General features: G+C 68.9%; 17 protein-coding genes. 9 read left to right on the forward strand and 8 right to left on the reverse strand.

Translation table 11 applies throughout. The features are described from left to right. Positions 1 to 205: 205 nt before the first annotated feature. Positions 206 to 1,228, reverse strand: coding sequence for a polyprenyl synthetase family protein (locus AB0F41_RS29295; protein ID WP_357429413.1), 1,023 nt, complete (start codon positions 1,226 to 1,228; stop codon positions 206 to 208). 340 nt (positions 1,229 to 1,568) lie between these two features. Between AB0F41_RS29295 and AB0F41_RS29300 the strand changes: the two genes are divergently transcribed. The 3 genes from AB0F41_RS29300 to AB0F41_RS29310 are packed head-to-tail and all read left to right on the forward strand — an operon-like array spanning position 1,569 to position 3,783. After that, positions 1,569 to 2,840: a geranylgeranyl reductase family protein gene (locus AB0F41_RS29300; RefSeq protein WP_357429415.1), complete on the forward strand. Its 1,272-nt coding sequence runs from the start codon at positions 1,569 to 1,571 to the stop codon at positions 2,838 to 2,840. 19 nt (positions 2,841 to 2,859) lie between these two features. Beyond that, complete coding sequence (locus AB0F41_RS29305) at positions 2,860 to 3,312, forward strand: AraC family transcriptional regulator (protein WP_357429417.1); 453 nt, start codon at positions 2,860 to 2,862, stop codon at positions 3,310 to 3,312. 18 nt (positions 3,313 to 3,330) lie between these two features. Continuing rightward, on the forward strand, positions 3,331 to 3,783 hold the full coding sequence (locus AB0F41_RS29310) for a VOC family protein (protein WP_357429439.1): 453 nt from the start codon (positions 3,331 to 3,333) through the stop codon (positions 3,781 to 3,783). Between the two features lie 75 nt (positions 3,784 to 3,858). Here AB0F41_RS29310 and AB0F41_RS29315 read toward each other — a convergent pair whose 3' ends face one another. Then, positions 3,859 to 4,365, reverse strand: a complete 507-nt coding sequence (locus AB0F41_RS29315) for a DUF2505 domain-containing protein (RefSeq protein ID WP_357429419.1) — start codon at positions 4,363 to 4,365, stop codon at positions 3,859 to 3,861. Positions 4,366 to 4,691: 326 nt separating this feature from the next. Here AB0F41_RS29315 and AB0F41_RS29320 point away from each other — a divergent pair, with 326 nt between their 5' ends. The 4 genes from AB0F41_RS29320 to AB0F41_RS29335 all read left to right on the forward strand — a co-directional run bounded on the left by AB0F41_RS29320 (position 4,692) and on the right by AB0F41_RS29335 (position 11,666). Next, positions 4,692 to 5,165, forward strand: coding sequence for a DUF3592 domain-containing protein (locus tag AB0F41_RS29320; protein ID WP_357429441.1), 474 nt, complete (start codon positions 4,692 to 4,694; stop codon positions 5,163 to 5,165). Positions 5,166 to 5,169: 4 nt separating this feature from the next. Next, positions 5,170 to 6,312, forward strand: coding sequence for a glycosyltransferase family 1 protein (locus AB0F41_RS29325; protein WP_357429421.1), 1,143 nt, complete (start codon positions 5,170 to 5,172; stop codon positions 6,310 to 6,312). Positions 6,313 to 6,385: 73 nt separating this feature from the next. Continuing rightward, entirely contained in the window at positions 6,386 to 7,093 is a 708-nt protein-coding gene (locus tag AB0F41_RS29330) for a demethylmenaquinone methyltransferase (protein WP_357429423.1), read from the forward strand. A gap of 346 nt (positions 7,094 to 7,439) precedes the next feature. Then, positions 7,440 to 11,666, forward strand: a complete 4,227-nt coding sequence (locus tag AB0F41_RS29335) for a bifunctional nitrate reductase/sulfite reductase flavoprotein subunit alpha (protein ID WP_357429443.1) — start codon at positions 7,440 to 7,442, stop codon at positions 11,664 to 11,666. Between the two features lie 47 nt (positions 11,667 to 11,713). On the opposite strand, the gene AB0F41_RS29340 is transcribed toward AB0F41_RS29335, so the two are convergent. After that, complete coding sequence (locus tag AB0F41_RS29340) at positions 11,714 to 12,748, reverse strand: aldo/keto reductase (RefSeq protein WP_357429425.1); 1,035 nt, start codon at positions 12,746 to 12,748, stop codon at positions 11,714 to 11,716. Positions 12,749 to 12,830: 82 nt separating this feature from the next. On the opposite strand from AB0F41_RS29340, the gene AB0F41_RS29345 reads away from it, so the two are divergent. After that, on the forward strand, positions 12,831 to 13,454 hold the full coding sequence (locus AB0F41_RS29345; RefSeq protein WP_357429427.1) for a TetR/AcrR family transcriptional regulator C-terminal ligand-binding domain-containing protein: 624 nt from the start codon (positions 12,831 to 12,833) through the stop codon (positions 13,452 to 13,454). A 12-nt stretch (positions 13,455 to 13,466) separates the two neighbouring features. Here the strand turns inward: AB0F41_RS29345 and AB0F41_RS29350 are convergent, their stop codons facing one another. The 5 genes from AB0F41_RS29350 to AB0F41_RS29370 form a co-directional block, all read right to left on the reverse strand. After that, positions 13,467 to 14,147: a GAP family protein gene (locus AB0F41_RS29350; protein WP_357429429.1), complete on the reverse strand. Its 681-nt coding sequence runs from the start codon at positions 14,145 to 14,147 to the stop codon at positions 13,467 to 13,469. A 123-nt stretch (positions 14,148 to 14,270) separates the two neighbouring features. Further along, positions 14,271 to 14,855: a TIGR03086 family metal-binding protein gene (locus tag AB0F41_RS29355; protein WP_357429430.1), complete on the reverse strand. Its 585-nt coding sequence runs from the start codon at positions 14,853 to 14,855 to the stop codon at positions 14,271 to 14,273. Between the two features lie 135 nt (positions 14,856 to 14,990). Continuing rightward, positions 14,991 to 16,622 (reverse strand): 2-succinyl-5-enolpyruvyl-6-hydroxy-3-cyclohexene-1-carboxylic-acid synthase, encoded by a 1,632-nt coding sequence (gene menD, locus AB0F41_RS29360; RefSeq protein ID WP_357429432.1) that lies wholly within the window; start codon positions 16,620 to 16,622, stop codon positions 14,991 to 14,993. A 218-nt stretch (positions 16,623 to 16,840) separates the two neighbouring features. Further along, on the reverse strand, positions 16,841 to 17,287 hold the full coding sequence (locus AB0F41_RS29365; RefSeq protein WP_357429434.1) for a hypothetical protein: 447 nt from the start codon (positions 17,285 to 17,287) through the stop codon (positions 16,841 to 16,843). Between the two features lie 260 nt (positions 17,288 to 17,547). Next, positions 17,548 to 18,282 carry a PaaI family thioesterase gene (locus AB0F41_RS29370; RefSeq protein WP_357429435.1) on the reverse strand — a complete coding sequence of 245 codons (735 nt, stop codon included), beginning with the start codon at positions 18,280 to 18,282 and terminating at the stop codon, positions 17,548 to 17,550. 96 nt (positions 18,283 to 18,378) lie between these two features. Between AB0F41_RS29370 and AB0F41_RS29375 the strand changes: the two genes are divergently transcribed. Then, a complete protein-coding gene (locus tag AB0F41_RS29375) occupies positions 18,379 to 19,272 on the forward strand; it encodes a 1,4-dihydroxy-2-naphthoyl-CoA synthase (protein ID WP_357429437.1) in 894 nt (297 codons plus the stop codon). Positions 19,273 to 19,411 lie beyond the last annotated feature (139 nt).

Below are 19,411 nucleotides of genomic sequence, written 5' to 3' on the forward strand. Positions count from 1 at the left end.
GCGACCGACCGGCGGGAGTGAAGAACCGGGTTAATAGGGCCCCACCCTCGAGCGGCGGAGCCGCTCCAAAATCACAGCCCGACCCTTGGCGGAGGGGTCGATCCGAACCCTTCCTTCGCGGTGGGGTCGCTTCAACCCACCTCCCCCACCCTTCACGAAGAGGTCGATCTGAACCCTTCCTTCACGGAGGGTCTGCGCCGAAAACTCAGCCGACTCGCTCGATCGTGTACTGCACCAGGCGCACGAGGGCGTCGTTCGCGGGGCCCGGGGGCAGGGCCGCGAGTTCCGTGTGGGCGATATCGGCGTACTCCTGGAGTTTCTCCTTGGCCTGGGCCATACCGGCCGACCGGCCGAGCAGTTCCAGGGCCTCGGTCACTTCGGCATCGGATTCCAGGGGGTGGTCGAGCAGCACACGCAGCCGGTCGCCCACCGGGCCCTCTTCGCGGAGTGCGTAGAGGACGGGGAGCGTATGGACGCCCTCGCGCAGATCCGTGCCCGGCGTCTTGCCGGACTGGGCGGAAACCGACGAGATATCGATGATGTCGTCGGAGATCTGGAATGCCGTACCCACCACGTCACCGAGCCGGGCCAGTCGTTCGACGTGCTCGTCGCCGGCGCCGGAGAACGTGCCCCCGAACCGGCCGGAGGCGGCGATGAGCGACCCCGTCTTCTCCCAGACGACCTTCAGGTAGTGGGCGATGGGATCGGCGGATTCCCGGGCGCCCATGGTTTCGCGCATCTGGCCGGTGACCAGTTCGGCGAAGGTTTCGGCAATGATCCGCACGGCGTCGGGGCCGAGGGTGGAGGTGAGCCGGGAGGCGTGGGCGAACAGGTAGTCGCCGGCGAGGATGGCGACGCTGTTACCCCAGCGTGCGTTCACACTGGCCGCGCCGCGGCGCATGGTGGCCTCGTCCATGACGTCGTCGTGGTAGAGGGTGGCCAGGTGGACGAGTTCGACAACGGTTCCGGCGGTGATCAGATCCGGATCACCGGGGCGGGGACCGAGCTGACCGGTCAGGATGGTGAACAGCGGCCGGAACCGCTTACCCCCGGCCTTGGCCAGGTGCAGTGCGGCTTCCTGCAGGAACGACGCACCGTCGGACAACTCGTCGACCAGTAGCTTCTCCACCTGATCGAGTCCGCCCCGTACGGTCGCCGCGAGGGCGGCGTCTCCGAGGTCCACCCCCGCCACCACCGTGCCCGCTTCGCTCACAGCAGATGTGCTCATACCTTCTCCCAAGGACGCGTCCGACCCCACGGTGATGAACCTAGCGTGTTCACGTCACAGCGCCCATGAACACCATCACTCTATTGACTGCGCATGAACAAGACCGGCGACCGGTCGACACCCGGACGCGGAGACCGAAGCGCGGGCGAAGACATCGCCCCGGCGTCTCCGGGACCGACTCACTCATGCTGTTGCGACTGCGCATGAACGAGATCCGCGACCGGTCGGCATACCGAAGCGCGGGCGAAAGTGTCGCCCCGCCGCCTCCGTATCCGACTCGCTCATGGTGGCACCGTACCGCCATCGACATCGATGTCGGCGGCCTGTAACTATTGACCGCATGGGTGCACCCGGAGCCACACCAGCCGACAGCTTCTCCGATGCGCTGCCCGCGCGGGCGGAAGTGCTGGTGGTGGGCGCGGGACCGGCGGGTTCGGCAGCCGCGGCCTGGGCCGCGCGTGGGGGCCGCGATGTGCTGCTGCTGGATTCCGCGGTGTTCCCACGGGATAAGACCTGCGGCGACGGTCTGACCCCGCGCGCCACGGCCGAACTGGAGCATCTGGGCCTGGGCGAATGGGTGCGCGCGCATACCGTCAATCACGGTCTACGGATGACCGGCTTCGGCCGGGAGGCACTGCTGCCCTGGCCGGGCGGTTCCTTCCCGACCTACGGCAGTGCGATTCCCCGCACCGAACTGGACGACAAACTGCGCGAAACCGCGGTGAAATCCGGTGCCCGGATGTTCGACGGTGCGAAAGTGATCGAGGTCTCCCGCGACGGCGACCGGGTCACCGGGGTGTCGGTGCGCACGGGCGAGGCCGTCCGCGATATCGGCTGCGACACTTTGATCGTGGCCGACGGGGTCCGCTCCCCGATCGGCAAACAGCTGGGCCGGGTGTGGCATCGCCGGTACGCGTACGGGGTGGCGGCCCGGGCGTATATCGCCTCCGGGCGCAGTGACGATCAGTGGATCACCTCCCATCTGGAGTTGCGCAATGCCGACGACGAGCTGGTGCCCGGTTACGGCTGGGTGTTCCCGCTGGCCAACGGCGAGGTCAATATCGGAGTCGGTTCGCTGGCCACGGAGCGTCGGCCCTCCCATATCGCGTTGAAACCGCTGCTGGAGCACTACACCGAATTGCGCCGGTCGGAATGGGAGCTGACCGGGTCGGTACGGGCGGTGTCGTCGGCGCTGCTGCCGATGGGCGGAGCGGTCACCGGGATCTCCGGACGCAACTGGGCTCTGGTCGGGGACGCGGCGGGATGTGTGAACCCGCTGAACGGCGAAGGCATCGACTACGGGCTGGAGGGCGGTCATATGCTCGCCGAACTGCTCGACGAACCCGATCTGACGCGGGTGTGGCCGGATCTGTTGCGCACCAGGTACGGCCGCACCTATTCGGTGGCGCGGCGGATCGCCGGCCTGGCCACCCATCCGCGGATGGTGCCGATCGGCGGGCCGCCGGTGATGCGGTCGAAATTGCTGCAGCGCACCGCCGTCCGGGTGATGGGTAATCTCGTCACCGACGAGGACCTGGATCTCACCGCCCGCGCCTGGCGTACGGCGGGCCGGGCCTCGATGCGTTTCGACGAACTCGCGCCGTTCGGTTAGCGGGCGACGCGATGCAGCCATGACCGGCCGTCCGGTTCCCGAGGATCTGCTTCCGCATCTGCGGCGGTCGCGGGATTTCATCGACCGTGAATACGCCCGGCCGCTGGATCTCGACGGGATGGCCGCGGCCGCGGGTGTATCGAAGTACCATTTTCTGCGCTGTTTCGCGGCGACCTACGGCAGGACTCCCGCGGTGTATCTGGCGCAGCGGCGGATCGAGCGCGCCCAGGACCTGCTGCGCGCGACGAACACCACGGTGACCGAGGTGTGCCTGCTGGTCGGCTATACGAGCCTGGGTTCTTTCTCCCGGAAATTCACCGACCTCGTCGGGGTCTCGCCGTCGGAATACCAGGCGAAATTCGCCGACGGCGCCCCGCGGATCCCCGGCTGCTACATCTTCATGCACGGGTTGTCCGACCGCCGGCCCGACACCGCAATTTCGGAGAAGCCGGGCGGCGCGGCGCGCCCATAGGGTCGGGGTATGACTCCGATCATCACGAACATTTCGCTGGTCACGGTCTATGTGACCGATCAGACGGCGGCCAAGAACTGGTATGTGGACGTCCTGGGTTTCGTGGAAACCGCCGATATCACGATGGGTGACAACGGGTTCCGGTGGGTCACCGTGGCCCATCCGGATCATCGCGAGCTGGAGGTGACCCTGATGCTGCCGGGACCGCCGCTGGACGCGGATATGGCCGAGGCGATCCGCCGGTCACTGGCCGGGGGCAGCCACGGCTCGCTCGGGCTGACCACCCAGGACTGCCGGAAGGCCTACGCGGAACTCACCGCCAAGGGCGTGGAGTTCGTGCAGCCGCCCGCCGAGCGCCCGTACGGCGTGGAGACGGTGTTCCGGGACAATTCGGGAAACTGGCTGGTGCTGGTCGAGCCGAAGGAATTCGATCCGGCGGCTCCGATGGAGGAGCCCTGCTCGGAGTTGTGAGCCGGCCGGCGGCGGGACGGCTGCCGCGCGGTTGTCCCGGGGCCGCGGCGGTGCCCGGCCCCGGGGATGCGGACGTCAGGCGTTGGCGCGTTCCTCGAACCAGTTGACGATGAATTTGCGTTCGCTTTCGACCACACGCCGCTGCAACTGCTCGGCGAGCGGTTCGATCGCGCCGCCGACCAGCGGGACCTTGACCTTGACCGAACCGGATATTTCCAGTTCCGAACCCTCCGCGGAGGGCCACAGCCTGAAGGTTCCGGTCATCTGCGAGGAGATCGCCGACGAGGTGCCCTCGAAGGTGCCCTCCGCGGTATCGCCGGTCAGCGGCTGCCAGTTGTCCACCCGGGTGACGACCAGATCGCTCTTGAGCACCTTGCGCACGATGCCCGGGATCTTATCCGGGCGGATCGTCTCGCTCATCGCGATTCTGATGGTCCCCGGGCCACCGGGATGCGACAGATCCAGGGTGGCCGTCTTCGCGCCGGCGAAACGATCGCGCCACAGTTCTTCCCCGGTCAGCGCCGCGTGGAGCTCGGCCACCGGGATCGGATAGGAGAGAGTGAAGCCGAATTTTCGGGCCATGAGCGCCCACCCTAGCCGACCCGGATAGCCTGTTGCCGTGCCGTGAACCGGCCGCCCGACCCCGGTCCGCGGCCATCCGGGAAGCTCCTGGGTCCGCCGGTCGGACGGCGCACCCGGACTCGACCGCGCGCGACGGATCGGCCATATCGTACGGCGGCCCCGCGCGCGCACCCGCCGACCAGGAATTCCGAGGAGCTAGCGTGCCCGATCAGGCAGAGGTCGCCGAGCCGCACGGTCCGGCCCGGCTACCGGAGGCGCGCTCGGCCCCGGATCCCGACCCGGTCCCCGCGGCGCCGCCGGCCGGTCGCACCGCCCGGGCCGAGCGGCTGCGAAAGGTGCGGGTCGGGGTGCTGATCGCCGCCGTCTCGCTGAGCGTCCTGACGATGCTGCTGGTCCTGGCCGCATGGCGCAACGACTACCTGATCGAATCGGATAAGGGCGAGACCACCGGTGAAGTGCTGTCCGCCGGACGCCTGCGATCCGCCGTGATGTATGTCACTCCTGATGGGGTGACCCACAATCCCAAGGTCGGTGTCCTCTACCCCACCAATCTCACCGCCGGTGAGCGGATCAATGTCGAATACAACCGCGCCGACCCCGATCTGGTGCGAGTCGCCGGCCGGGATGTGCGGGTCGCGATACCGCCGGCGTTATCGGTGCTGGCCACCATCTGGGCACTGACCCTGCCCACGTTGTGGCTGCTGCTCCGCGCCGAATCCGGTTCGATGAGTGTTCGCCCGATCTTCGATCCGGTGTCATATCGCCGACGCACGCCGGGGCCGTCGGACCCCGCACACTGACCGTGTGCGGGTAGCCATCGTCGCGGAATCATTTCTTCCGAATATGAACGGTGTCGTGAACTCGGTGCTCCGGGTACTGGACCATCTGGACCAGCACGGACACGACGCCCTGGTCATCGCGCCCGATTCGTTGCGCGGACAGCCGCCCGCGCCCCGGCAGCAGGGCAGATTCCCGGTGTACCGGGTGCCGGCGGTGATGGTGCCGAAGATCAGCTCGCTGCCGGTGGGGTTGCCGCAACCCGGCATGGTCAGGGCCCTGAACGCGTTCGACGCCGACGTGGTGCATCTGGCCTCTCCCTTCCTGCTGGGCGCCGGAGGCCTGGCGGCCGCGCTGCGGCTGGATCTGCCCGCGGTAGCCGTGTATCAGACCGATGTGGCCGGTTTCGCCAAGAGCTATGGGCTCGGCCTGGCGACCCGGGCGGCCTGGGGCTGGACCCGGCGGATCCACGAGGGAGCCGTGCGGACACTCGCGCCTTCGACCGCGGCGGCCGCGGATCTCGCCCGGCACGGAATTCCCCGGGTGCATCGGTGGGGTCGCGGCGTCGACACCGTGCGCTTCACCCCCGGCGCCCGGCGCCCCGAACTGCGCGCGCGGTGGGCGGGGGCGGACGACAAGCTGGTCGTCGGCTTCGTGGGGCGGCTGGCGCCCGAGAAGCATGTGGACCGGCTCGCGGTACTGGCCGCGGATCCGTCGATCCGGCTGGTGATCGTGGGCGACGGACCGGAACGCGCGAAGCTCACCGCCGCCCTGCCGGGTGCGGTCTTCACCGGCGAACTCGGCGGTGACGAACTGGCCCAGGCCTACGCGAGCCTCGATGTGATGGTGCATCCGGGCGAGCACGAGACCTTCTGCCAGGGCGTCCAGGAGGCGCTGGCCTGCGGGGTCCCGGTCATCGGGCCGGACGCGGGCGGGCCCCGCGACCTGATCGCGCACTGCCGCAACGGCTACCTGCTGCCGGTGCCGGAATTCACCGAACTGCTGCCGAGCACCGTCGCGGCATTACGCGAGCCCGCGCTGCGGGCCCGGTTCGCCGCCGCGGCCCGCAAATCGGTCCTGCACCGCACCTGGCCGGCCGTATGCACCGAACTCATGGGCCATTACGCCGAGGCGATCGGTACCGACCACCGGTTACCGCGTTCGGCCTGAAAGTGGTCCCGGACCACTCCCGGCGCGGGTCGCCGATGCGCTCGTGACACCGGCGCCCATTAGGGTCGGGGCTGTGGTGAAAACGCAATCGGTCCGGGCCTCGCTGGACAAGCAGCCGCATGAGGTCGCGTCGATGTTCGACGGGGTGGCGCGGCGATACGACCTGACCAACACCGTGATATCGGCAGGTCAGGACCGCTATTGGCGCTGGCTCACGCGTAAGGCGATCGACCCGCGCCCGGGTGAGCGGATCCTGGATCTGGCCGCCGGAACCGGGGTCTCCACCGTCGAACTGCGCAAATCCGGGGCCTGGTGCGTGGCCGCCGATTTCTCCCAGGGGATGCTGGCGGCCGGCCGGTTCCGGAAGGTACCGATGGTCACCGGGGACGCGATGGCGCTGCCGTTCGCCGACAACTCCTTCGACGCGGTGACCATCTCCTTCGGCCTGCGCAACGTAGCCGATATCGATCTCGCGATGCGCGAGATGCTGCGGGTCACCAAACCCGGCGGCCGGATGGTGATCTGTGAGTTCTCCACACCGGTGATCCCGGTGTTCAAAACCGTCTATATGGAGTACCTGATGAAGGCGCTGCCGCGGGTCGCCCGTGCCGTGAGCAGCAATCCGGACGCCTACGTCTACCTGGCCGAATCCATCCGCGCCTGGCCGAATCAGCGGCAGCTGGGCCGCCGGGTCACCGATGCCGGCTGGTCCGGGGTGAAATGGCGGAATCTGACCGGCGGCGTGGTCGCGCTGCACCGGGGGTACAAGCTCGGCGGCTGATCCCGCGCCGGGGGCGCGTTCATTTTCCTCACCGCTGTGAATTTCGCCGGTGAAGAGGAATGTCATCGCCCCCTAACATCGGGAAAACCCGGGGAAACGGGCCGCGGGCACCATCGGAACCATGTCCGAGGGATACGGCACGGGCGAGTCAGGCCCGGAGGCGGTAGCGCAGCGTCACCACGCAGGGCCCTCGCACGTGCCCGATCGACACGGCACGGGCGAGTCAGGCCCCGAGGCGGTAGCGCAGCGTCACCCCGCAGGGCCCTCGCACGTGCCCGATCGACACGGCACGGGCGAGTCAGGCCCCGAGGCGGTAGCGCAGCGTCACCCCGCGGCGCCCGCGCCTCTGCCCGATCGGCACCGCGACCGGCCGGGCACCACCAGGACGGCATGCTCGTACTGCGGCGTCGGCTGCGGAATCGAAGTGACCACGCGGGCGGATGCGACCGGCGCCCCGGTGATCGCGAAGGTCAGCGGCGACAAACTGCACCCGGCCAACGCCGGGCGGTTGTGCACCAAGGGCGCCACGCACCTGGAACTCACCCGGACCACCGGCCGGATGACGACCGCCTACCTGCGGGCTGAGCGCGGCGTCGAACCGCAGCCGGTCGGGGTGGACGACGCGGTCACCGAGGCCGCGGCGCGGCTGCGCCGGATCCTGGACGAACACGGACCGGACGCGATCGCGCTCTATGTCTCCGGCCAGATGTCGCTGGAGGCGCAGTACCTGGCCACCAAACTCGCCAAGGGTTATCTGCGGACCATCCATATGGAGGCCAACTCACGGCTGTGCATGGCCAGCGCGGGGACCGGGTACAAACAATCACTGGGCGCCGACGGGCCACCCGGGTCCTACGAAGATTTCGAGCACGCCGACCTGTTCTTCGTCATCGGCGCCAATATGGCCGACTGCCATCCCATCCTCTTCCTGCGCATGGCCGATCGGCTCAAGTCGGGCGCGAAACTGATCGTGGTGGATCCACGCCGCACCGAAACCGCCGCGCGTGCCGACCTCTTCCTCCAGATCGCCCCCGGCACAGATCTCGCCCTGCTGAACGGCCTGTTGCATCTGCTGGTCGAGAGCGGGGATATCGACCGCGAGTTCATCGCCGCGCACACCGAGGGCTGGGACGGTATGCCGGAGTTCCTCACCGACTACCCGCCGGACCGGGTGGCCGCGCTGACGGGTCTGGCGGAGGACGATATCCGCACGGCCGCACAGTGGATCGGCGCGGCGGGTGAATGGATGAGCCTGTGGACGATGGGGCTCAACCAGTCCACGCACGGCACCTGGAACACCAACGCGCTCTGCAATCTGCATCTGGCCACCGGAGCGATCTGCCGTCCGGGCAGCGGCCCCTTCTCCCTCACCGGGCAGCCGAATGCCATGGGCGGCAGGGAGATGGGCTATATGGGACCGGGCCTGCCCGGCCAGCGCAGCGTGCTCTCGCCCGCGGACCGCACCTTCGTGGAGACCGCGTGGGATCTGCCCCCGGGTTCGCTGCGGACCGAAGCGGGTCCCGGGACGGTGGAGATGTTCCGGCGACTGTCCGCGGGCACCATCAAGGCCGCATGGATCATCTGCACCAATCCGGTGGCCACCGTGGCCAATCGCAAAACGGTGATCGCCGGACTGGAGGCCGCCGAACTGGTGATCGCCCAGGACGCCTACACCGACACCGCGACCAACACCTACGCCGATCTCCTGCTGCCGGCCACTCTCTGGGCGGAGGCCGACGCGGCCATGGTCAACTCCGAACGCACCGTCACCCTGCAGCAGCGTTCGATCGACCCGGCCGGTGCGGCGCGACCGGACTGGCAGCTCATCGCCCAGGTGGCGACCGCTATGGGGTTCCCCGGGTTCGATTTCGCCTCCAGCGCCGAGGTGTTCGAGGAAATACGCGGTTTCGCGAATCCGGCCACCGGTTACGACCTGCGCGGGATGAGTTACGACCGGCTGCGCGAAGGTCCCATGCAGTGGCCGTGCCCGGACCCGGCGCGGCGCCGCAACCCGATCCGCTACCTCAACGACGGAGTGAGTCAAACCGAACACACCGACCCAGGCGGTCACCGGCCACGGCTGGCCTTCGCCACGGCGAGCCGGCGGGCGGTGTTCTGGCCGCGGCCGCATATGCCGCCGGCCGAGATGCCCGACGACGACTATCCGTTCCTGCTCAACACCGGCCGCCTGCAGCATCAGTGGCATTCGATGACCAAAACCGGTCGGATCGACAAACTGAACAAGCTCAACCGGGAGCCGTTCGTCGAGGTCCATCCCGCCGATGCCCGTGAGCTGGGCCTGGAGCCCGGCGACCAGCTCGAAATCGCCTCGCGTCGCGGGCGGGCGGTGCTGCCGGTCCGGATCAACGATCGGGTCCGCCCGGGAGACTGCTTCGCACCCTTCCACTGGAACGACGAACAGGGTGAGTACCTGACCATCAACGCGGTGACCAACGACGCGGTCGACCCCGATTCGCTGCAACCGGAATTCAAGGCGTGCGCGGTGTCACTGCGCCGGGTGGCGCCGATGACGCCGGCCCGCTCCCCGGAGTCCCCCGCCATCGAGATCCGCGAAACCGTGTCCGGCGCCCATCCGCTGGCCACGATCCTCGGACTGGACACCGCCGCCACCCCGACCCTCAGCGAAACCGAACGGATCTACCTCGGCGGTTATCTCGCCGCCCTGCACTCCCTCCCGGTATCGGGCCAGCCGGTGCTGCCGGAATCGGCTCCGCTCTCGGCGCCGAGCCGGATCTGGGTGGATGGGCTGCTGGCCGGGATGTATTCGCGTGGTGTGCCGGCCGAGCCGGCCACCGGCGGAGCGGCGGAGGCACCGGTGGTCACCGTGCTGTGGGCATCTCAGACCGGCAATGCCGAGGATTTCGCGGCGGGCGCGGCGCAACGGCTGTCCGAGGCCGGTTTCCGGCCGCGACTCATCGATATGGACTCCTGCGAACTCTCGGCGCTCACCGGAAACATACTGGTGATCACCAGTACCTTCGGCGACGGCGGTCCGCCCGACAACGGCAGCGATTTCTGGACCCGGCTCGACCAGAGCTCGGTACGGCTGACCGGGATGCGCTACGCGGTATTCGCCCTCGGCGACTCCTCCTACGACGATTTCTGCGGCCACGGCCGTAAATTGGACACGCTGTTCGCCGACCGCGGCGCCACCCGGTTGCTGCCCCGGATCGACTGTGAGCCCGATTTCGAGGAGCCGGGGGCGGGCTGGCTGGATACCGTGGTCGAGGCCCTGTCGGATTCCGGTCCCGGCGGGCCCGGGCCGGAGGGCAGCACCGCACCGGCCGCGACCGGCGACGGCGAATCGGTCGGGCCCGGCGGTCCGGGTCCGAGCCCGGCGGTCGCGCGCCCGTCGGGTCGCACCGGCGCGACCGCGGTCCTGGAGCGCACGGCGCCGGCCCGCACACAACGGGCGCCCGCACCCTTCACCCGCGCGACCCCGGTACCGGCGCCGCTGCTGAGCAACGAACTGCTCACGACCCCCGGGGCATCGAAAGAGGTCCGGCGGTTCACCTTCGATCTCCGGGGTCTGGACGCCCGCTACGAAGCCGGTGACTCGCTGGGCGTATGGCCCGTGAACTGTCCGTCGCTGGTGGGCGAATGGCTCGAGGCCACCGGCCTGGACGGCAACCGGACCGTCACGGCCGGCGCAACGGAGATGAGCCTGACCAGCGCACTACGCACCCACTACGACATCACGAAGGTCTCCCGTGACCTGCTGGAGTTCCTGGCCGAACACAACCCCAGCAACCGGCTCGCGAAACTGCTGCGCCGGGACAATCGCAACGAACTGGCCGGATACCTGTGGGACCGGCAGCCGGCCGATGTGCTGCGGGACTTCCCGGTGCAGGCCGACCTCGTCGAATGGCTCGATGTGCTGAAGAAGCTGCAGCCGCGCCAGTATTCGATCTCGTCCAGTCCGCTGGTGGACCCGGATCGGGTGGAGCTCACCGTCGGGATCGTCCGCTACGGCGATCCGGCGGCCGCGGGCTCGGCGGCCCGGCGCGGCGGCGTGTGCTCGACCTTCCTCGCCGACCGCGCCACCGACGCGACGGTGCCGGTCTTCCTGCAGCGGGCCCCGCATTTCCGGCCACCGCTGGACCCCACCGTGCCGATGATCATGGTCGGTCCGGGCACCGGTATCGCTCCCTTCCGCGCTTTCCTGCACGAGCGGCGGGCCCACGGCGCGGCCGGGCGCAATTGGCTGTTCTTCGGCGACCAGCACGCCGCCCAGAACTTCTACTACCGCACCGAACTCGAGGACATGTTCCGGTCCGGGCATCTGTCCCGGCTCGATCTGGCCTTCTCCCGGGATCAGCGCGAGCGGATCTACGTCCAGCACCGCATGGTCGAGCACGGCGCCGAGCTGTGGTCGTGGCTGCGCGACGGCGCACATTTCTACGTCTGCGGCGACGCCGCCCGGATGGCCAAGGATGTGGACGACGCCTTGCTCCGGATCGCCCGCGTCCACGGCAAACTCGACGAGGACGGTGCGCTGGCCTTCAAGAAGCAGCTGACCGCGGAGAAGCGCTACGTCCGCGACGTCTACTGACCCCGGGACCCGGGTGCATGGGCACCCGGGCGCGAGCCGGGAGCGGTTCAGGCGGCGGGCGGGTTGAGCCGGGCGAAATCGGGCAGCCGGTAATACGGGTAGTAGGGGTACGGCGGGGTCAGCGAGCTGGCCTTGTCCAGCCTGGCGAGCTGGTCGGGGGTGAGTTCCCAGCCGACCGCGCCGAGATTCTGGCGCAACTGCTCCTCGTTACGGGCGCCGACGATCACGGTGGCGACCGTCGGGCGGGTGAGCAGCCAGTTGAGTGCGATCTGCGGTACTGTCCGGCCGGTTTCGGCGGCGATCTCGTCCAGCGCGTCGACCACCGTGTACAGGTGCTCGTCGTCCACCGGCGGTCCGGCTTCCGCCGTCCGGTGCAGCCGGCTGCCCTCGGGCAGCGGCTGCCCACGCCGGATCTTGCCGGTGAGCCTGCCCCACCCGAGTGGGCTCCAGATCACCGCACCCACCCCTTCCGCCAGGCCCAGCGGCATCAGCTCCCATTCGTAGTCGCGGCCGGCCAGTGAGTAGTAGACCTGGTGCGCGACGTAGCGGGTGAGGCCCCCACGATCGGCGGCGGCCAGTGATTTCATCAGCTGCCAGCCGGCGAAATTGGAGGCGCCCAGATACCGGATCTTGCCCGCGCGGACCAGATCGTCGAGGGCGCGCAGTACCTCCTCGATCGGGGTGTGGGCGTCGAAGGCGTGCAGCTGGAACAGGTCGATGTGCTCGACGCCGAGCCGGCGCAACGAGGCCTCGACCGCGCCGATGAGCCGGGCGCGGCCCGATCCGGCGTCGAACGGCCCGGGACCGGTGGGCAGGCCCGCTTTCGTGGAGAGCAGGAGCCGGTCGCGCCGGCCGTGGATCGCCGCGCCGAGCACTTCCTCGGAGGCTCCGTCGGAGTAGACGTCGGCGGTGTCGAACATGGTCACCCCCGCGTCCAGACTGATGTCCACCATGCGCCGGGCCTGCTCGACATCGGTATCACCCCAGGCGCCGAACAGTTCCCCGCGGCCACCGAAGGTGCCCGCGCCGAAGCTCAGGGCCGGTACGACCAGCCCCGAATCGCCCATCCGCCGATACTCCATGACGACTCCTAAAGGGTCTATAGTTCCGTTAACAACCGCCAATCTACACTGGATCGCTCACAAACGAAACTGGAGTTCCATTATGACTGCCGAATCGGCTCTCCCCGGATCGGTACGCCCAGGTGGACGCACCGCTCGCGTCCGCGACGCGGTCTTGCGGGCCGCCGGTGATCTGCTCGCCGACGCCGGGTTCGCCCACCTCGACCTCGCCGAAGTCGCGGCGCGGGCCGAGGTCGGCAAGACCACGGTCTACCGGCGCTGGCGTACCCCGACCGGCCTCGTCGCCGATCTCCTCTCCGATATGGCCGAGCAATCACGGCCCCGCGCTGATACCGGCTCATTGCGCGGCGACCTCACCGCCAACGCGCATTCAGTGGCCCAGGCCCTCGCCGACCCCCGGCAGGGCCGCCTGTTCCGGGCCGTCATCGCGGCAGCTACCTGCGACGACACCGCCGCCGAAGCGCTGCGCCGGTTCTACGATGTGCGACTTGCCGAATGGTCCCCCTGTATCGCGGACGCCGCGGCCCGTGGCGAGATCCCCGCCGGCACCGACCCCCGGGCCGTACTCACCGCAGTCTCCGGCCCGCTGTACTACCGGCTCCTGGCCAGCGGCGATCCGATCGACGACCGTGCCGCGGAGACCGCGGCGGACGCCGCGGTACGAGCCGCCGAAGCCGGGGTTTTCGTCCGGGCGGAGGCGGGATGACCTACCCCGCGCTCACCAGAGATGCCGGTGGTGGACGACCGCGTCGGCAAGCAGTACAACGCCCAGGACGACGAACACCACGCGCACCGAGGCGGGACCGAACCGGGTGATCACAGTGACCACTGTCCGGTAGACGCGTTGCGCCCGCGGAGTGCGCCGCGTGGCGAGGACGAGAACCAGTACCGGCGGCAGCAACGCCAGCGCGCAGTAGACGACGATGATCAGCGGCCACAACGTGGGACGCGGCTCGCGGGCCGAGATCATCGCCAGCCCGGCCAGATACGGAATCGCGGTCGGTGCCTGCGCCAACCCGATCGCGACGCCGAGGACCCCGAGTAACCAGGGGCGACGCCGGATCGTCACCGTCCAGGGCGGCGGCTCGGCCCGGGCGCCCGCGGGCAGACAGGCCACCACGATCAACGCCAGCCCGAAAACCAGTTCACCCCAGGCCCGGATGGTCGGGGTGAGCTCGAAATCCACCAGGTCGGTGAGGAAATCGATTCCCAGCACCGCGAGTATCCCGAAGGCCGTGGTCACCGCGAAAACGCCCGCGACGAAACTCAGGCCGCCGGGCAGCGGGGACCTCCGGCCGAGCCTGCTGTCCACCACGACCGCCGCGGTGACCCCGACGAGCAGCAGATCGAGCGAATCGATGAACGCGAACCCGGCAAGTGCGAGCAGAAGGGCCACCATGACGCCGCCAGCCTACGCGCGCTCCCGACCGCGCCTGTACCGACTTCGGGCACCGCCGAGCCGCCGAGTGTGCGAGGCCGGGGCACAGGTACGCAGTGGAGGCGAAGACCCCGCCGAACCGATTCAGACGGTGGCCGGGAACCAGAATGGGTCGCGGCCGGTGTAACCGAGGACCCGGTGCAACCGGGGCGCACCCGGTCCTATCGGGACGATCGGCCCGAACAGGCCGGGTGTGCCCTCGGCAGGGGTGTCCTTCAGGAAGTCCGTCAGCACCGCCAGGTCGGTCTCGTCCACCACCAGATCCTGACGGGTCGCGCGAGCCAGATCCCAGGCGTGGATGACGAGTTCGTCCAGCGCCACCCGAGCCGTCACCGGCGCCGGCATGGTGACACCACCCGCTTCCGTATCCCCTTCCCAGGCCGCCGGTGCCCGCCACGCCTCGGCCAGCGCGCGAAGCCGGTCGGCGATCCCCGCGCGCCAGTCGGGTGCCAGCGTCTCGCCGGAACCGAACTCCGGGGATACCGATCTGCTCACCGATTCCTTGGTGGCCGCGGCCCGGAACGCCTCGGCCAGCCCATCCACATGCTCGAGCAGAGCGCGCACTGGCATATCGGCGGGGGTGGGTGCGTCGAGCTGATCGTCCTTGATCGCGACGACGACGGCCGTCAGGGCGTCGGTCGCCGACGACAGGTCGAATTCCGGTGGCATGCGGTCTCCTCGATCCGGGGCTGCTGTAGATCGAGACGAGACGGGACGGGCGAACTCATCGCTCGTTGTGGCTCCACGGTAGTGACACCTGGGTTGCGCGCCTCCGGGATCGCCCGCCCGCGGCCGTTCCGGACACTAGGGTCTGATCCTGGTGCGCATGGCCGTGTGCAGTTCCCGCAGACCTGCTCGGTCGGTGAGGACCTCCAGCACCCGGAACCCGCTGGCGGGCACCGCGAGTTCGGCGGCGAGTTCCGCCGGACCGACCTGCCGGTGCGGTATCCGGTAGGCCGCGCACAATGCCGAGAGGTCCATCCCATGCGGAGTGCCGAACACCCGCTCGAAAACCCCGGCGTATTGCGGATCGCCCTGTTCGAGGAGTTCGAAGATGCCACCACCGTCGTCGTTGGCGACCACGATGGTGAGATCGTCGGGGCGCGGTTCGCCGCGCCCGATGAGCAGGCCCGGCGCGTCGTGCAGGAAGGTGAGGTCACCGATCAGCGCTACCGTGCGGCCCGAGTGATGCAGGGCGGCCCCCACCGCGGAGGAAACTGTTCCGTCGATACCGGCTACCCCGCGGTTGGACAACACCCGGACCCCGGGCCGGGCCGAGGACACCAGTGCGGCATCGCGCACCGGGTTGGAGGCGCCCAGCAGTAGTTGGTCACCTTCGCGCAGGGCGTCCATGATCACCGCCGCCACGTGCAGACCGGTGGGCTTCGGATGACCCGCCAGTTCCTCGCGCACCACGGTGCGGGCACGCTGATCGAGTTCATGGCAGCGGGCCAGCCACTGCGGGCTCGGCTCCCCCGTGGTGACCGCCCGGGTGCCGGTACCGACCACATTGCCGGAGACATCGGGCCAGCGCGGACCGGTGGTCAGCGCGTATACCGTGACCTCGGGGTCGGCCAGCACCTTCGACACCTGGCGGTGCAGAGTCGGGCGGCCGGTGATGACGGCCTGCCGGGGTTTCAGCAACGGTAGCGCCAGCGGATGCAGGGCCGGGCCGTGCACGGGCGCGGTGGGTTCGGCGACCGTCGGCAATGCCGCCAGTTCGGGGCGCAGCCCCGCACCGTGCCCGGAGATGACCACGGTATCCGGGGTCAGATCGATATCGAGCGGAACGTCGAGGGTGGCGTACTGGGTGGCGGTCCAGGGCCGGTCGGCTTCGCGTCCCGCCGGTATCGGCTCGCTGGCCCGCGAATCCGGCACCAGCGGTTCCCGCAGCGGAATATCGAAATGGACCGGACCGGCGTTGCCGGAACGGGTGCCGCGGGCGGCGGCCAGCACCCGGCACACCGAAGAACGCCATACGCTGTTCTGCCGGGGGTAATCGGTGGCGGCTTCCGTTTCGGCGAGGCCGAGGCTGATGGTCGCGCGGACCTGACTACCGAACAGTCCCAGCTGTTCGACGGTTTGATTCGCCCCCGTACCCAGCATTTCGTAGGGACGGTTGGCGCTGAGCACGATCAGCGGAACCCGGGCGTAGTTCGCCTCCAGAACCGCGGGCCCCAGGTTGGCCACCGCGGTACCCGAGGTCATGACCACCGGCACCGGGGCGCCCGAGGCGATGGCCAGGCCGATCGCGAGAAATCCGGCGGTCCGTTCGTCGATCCGCATATGCAGCCGGAGCTTGCCCGCCGCGTCGGCGGCCTGCAGGGCGAACGCGAGCGGCGCGTTGCGCGAGCCGGGGCACAGCACCACTTCCCGCACCCCGCCGCGGGCGAGTTCGTCGACGACCACCCGCGCTTGCGCTGTTGACGGATTCACGCCTCCAGCCTGTCAGACCACGGCCTCCCCGTCTGCGTCGGCCTGCTCACAGCGGCAGCGTGGGGTACGCCCGTTCACCGGCGGGACCTGCGACAACAGTGCGCCCGCGGCAATTCCCGCCGACAGCCCCCCATGAGTACCCCCGTTGGGGACCTCGTCGTCGAGGCCCCCACGTGCCGCGCGGAAGCGCGGCCGAATCACCGTTCGGTGAACACCGGTCAGCCGGCGTGCTTCTGCACCAGATCGCCGACGCGGGGCAGCGCCTCGATGACGTTCTTCTTGGCCGAGGAACGCATCGAGTTGTACACCTTCTGCAGGGCCGGGCGGCTGGAGGACGCGGCACGCGCGTCGGTGACGGTGAGCAGGGCCTCGGAGACCTCATCACCTTTGGCGGCGAGCAGCTCCCCGAAGGTGCCGCTGCCACCGGCCTGGAATTCGGCCCAATAGGGCTGGAGCTGCTCGAGCAGCTTGGGCGCCAGCGATTCCAGGGCGTCGGGCACGATGGACGGGCTGATCTTCTTCACCGCCGCGTACCCACCCTTGACGGCCAGACCCGACGCACCACCCTTATCGGAGACCTCGGCATCCAGGACCTGGACGGCGTCGGCAAGGAAGGCCGGGCGCGTGGCCTCGTCAAGCAGTGATTCAGACAGTGCTGCAACCAATTTAAGGATCCTCCGGATCAGTACTCGTATGGACGGGCAACGCAACTATACGCATCACCCGCACGAGTTTTCGCGGCCCCGCATCACCGGACCGGGGACCACGGTGATCCACCGGCGTTGCCACGCAACCCGGTACGGAACGAGGACCGGTCCGGAGTCCACCCTCCGAGCAGGTACTACCCCTGGAGCGCGGACCCCGAAACCTCCGGCCCCACCAAATCAGGAAGGAAAAGTGACCGGGTCCCACGGAGCGGGATTCGTTACGGCTGCCAGGGCAGCAGTTGCACCATCAAACCTTCACAGTCGGCCAGAACGGTGCCCTCTTCGTCGAGCAGTTCGGCGCTGATGAAGGTTTTGCGGCCCTCGGTGCGCTCGACCCTTCCGCGCACCGTCAGCGGAGTGTCCAGCGGAGTCACCTTGCGGTAGTTCACATGCAGGAAGGCGGTACGGCTGATCGGGCGCCCCGCGTAGTGCACGGTCATCCCGAAGAGATCGTCGAACAGCAGCGGCAGCACACCGCCGTGCGCGGCGGCGTTCCCGCCGAGGTGGAAGCGGCGGAACACGCCCTCCATCACGATCCCGTCGGGCCCGGCCGAGACCGTACGCCAAGGCAGCAGGAGCAGACTGCCGCGGCCGGGCAGTTCGACCGCCCGGCCGGCGGGGCCCTGCTGTTCCGGAGCCCGGTAGGGCCCGAGCAGTGCGATCAGATCGTTCACCTGATCGCGCGCGGCGCGATAGACCGAATCCGGGGCATCGGCGGAGACAGCGAGGTCCTGCAACGTCCGCATGGCCTCGACGAATTCCCCGAATTCCGGGCCGACCTCGGACGGGGTGATCTTGGGAAACCCTCCGTGCCGTTCGTACTCTTCTGGCGCGGGAGCGGGCGCCCTCCGTGGTGACACTGCGCTGCCGCCTCCGGGCGCTGACCGCTCACGCGCGATCCGATCCTCGTCGACAGCACTGTCGTCGAGGATCGGCTGGGTCTGCTCGCTCATCTATGCACCGTAACTCCGGGTTTTACGCCGTCCAAACAAAACGGCTCAGATGTGGTGAAGTCAACGGCCCTACCGCACCCTGATGTAATCACCCTCATGACGTTCAATCCGACGCTGTGGCGCGAAGTGGCCGGGTTCGAGAACCTGACCGATATCACCTACCACCGGCATCTCGAGCAGGGCACCGTCCGGATCGCGTTCGACCGGCCCGAGGTACGTAACGCCTTCCGCCCGCATACGGTCGACGAACTCTTCGCCGTCCTCGACCACGCCCGGATGACCGCCGATGTCGGCGCCGTCCTGCTCACCGGCAACGGCCCCAGCCCCAAGGACGGCGGATGGGCCTTCTGCTCGGGTGGTGACCAGCGCATCCGCGGCCGCAGCGGCTATCAGTACGCCAGCGGTGATACCGCGGACACGGTCGACAAGGCCCGCGCCGGGCGGTTACACATCCTCGAGGTCCAGCGGCTCATCCGATTCATGCCGAAGGTGGTGATCGCGCTGGTGAACGGCTGGGCGGCCGGCGGCGGGCACAGCCTGCACGTGGTATGCGATCTGACCCTCGCCAGCCGCGAGCACGCCCGCTTCAAACAGACCGACGCCGACGTGGGCAGTTTCGACGGCGGGTACGGCAGCGCCTACCTGGCGAAGATGGTCGGCCAGAAATTCGCCCGCGAGATCTTCTTCCTCGGCCGCGCCTACACCGCCGAGGAGATGCACCATATGGGCGCGGTCAACGCGGTCGTGGACCACGCGGAACTGGAGAACGTCGCTCTGGAGTGGGCAGAGGCGATCAACGGCAAATCTCCGCAGGCCCAGCGGATGCTCAAATACGCCTTCAACCTGGCCGACGACGGACTCGTGGGGCAGCAACTGTTCGCGGGTGAGGCCACCCGGATGGCCTATATGACCGACGAGGCGATCGAGGGGCGCGACTCGTTCCTGGAAAAGCGGGCTCCCGACTGGTCCCCCTTTCCCTGGTACTTCTGAAATTCGGAGCGACCCCACCGCCAAGGTGCTGTGTTTATTGGCGCGCTGGCGCGCGCGGGGTTCGGCCCCCGAAGCGTCTGCTGTCAGCCCTCGAGACTTGTGGCTTCGCCACGTGCGCTTCGAGGGCTGACAGCACATC

This window comes from Nocardia sp. NPDC024068, assembly GCF_040638875.1.
GTDB lineage: Bacteria > Actinomycetota > Actinomycetes > Mycobacteriales > Mycobacteriaceae > Nocardia.

Bases quoted from the DNA above. Each gene is read 5' to 3' on its own strand.
- AB0F41_RS29295 (WP_357429413.1), bottom strand. From the start codon at position 1,228: ATGAGCACATCTGCTGTGAGCGAAGCGGGCACGGTGGTGGCGGGGGTG.
- AB0F41_RS29300 (WP_357429415.1), top strand. From the start codon at position 1,569: ATGGGTGCACCCGGAGCCACACCAGCCGACAGCTTCTCCGATGCGCTG.
- AB0F41_RS29305 (WP_357429417.1), top strand. From the start codon at position 2,860: ATGACCGGCCGTCCGGTTCCCGAGGATCTGCTTCCGCATCTGCGGCGG.
- AB0F41_RS29315 (WP_357429419.1), bottom strand. From the start codon at position 4,365: ATGGCCCGAAAATTCGGCTTCACTCTCTCCTATCCGATCCCGGTGGCC.
- AB0F41_RS29340 (WP_357429425.1), bottom strand. From the start codon at position 12,748: ATGGAGTATCGGCGGATGGGCGATTCGGGGCTGGTCGTACCGGCCCTG.
- AB0F41_RS29345 (WP_357429427.1), top strand. From the start codon at position 12,831: ATGACTGCCGAATCGGCTCTCCCCGGATCGGTACGCCCAGGTGGACGC.
- AB0F41_RS29350 (WP_357429429.1), bottom strand. From the start codon at position 14,147: ATGGTGGCCCTTCTGCTCGCACTTGCCGGGTTCGCGTTCATCGATTCG.
- AB0F41_RS29355 (WP_357429430.1), bottom strand. From the start codon at position 14,855: ATGCCACCGGAATTCGACCTGTCGTCGGCGACCGACGCCCTGACGGCC.
- AB0F41_RS29370 (WP_357429435.1), bottom strand. From the start codon at position 18,282: ATGAGCGAGCAGACCCAGCCGATCCTCGACGACAGTGCTGTCGACGAG.
- AB0F41_RS29375 (WP_357429437.1), top strand. From the start codon at position 18,379: ATGACGTTCAATCCGACGCTGTGGCGCGAAGTGGCCGGGTTCGAGAAC.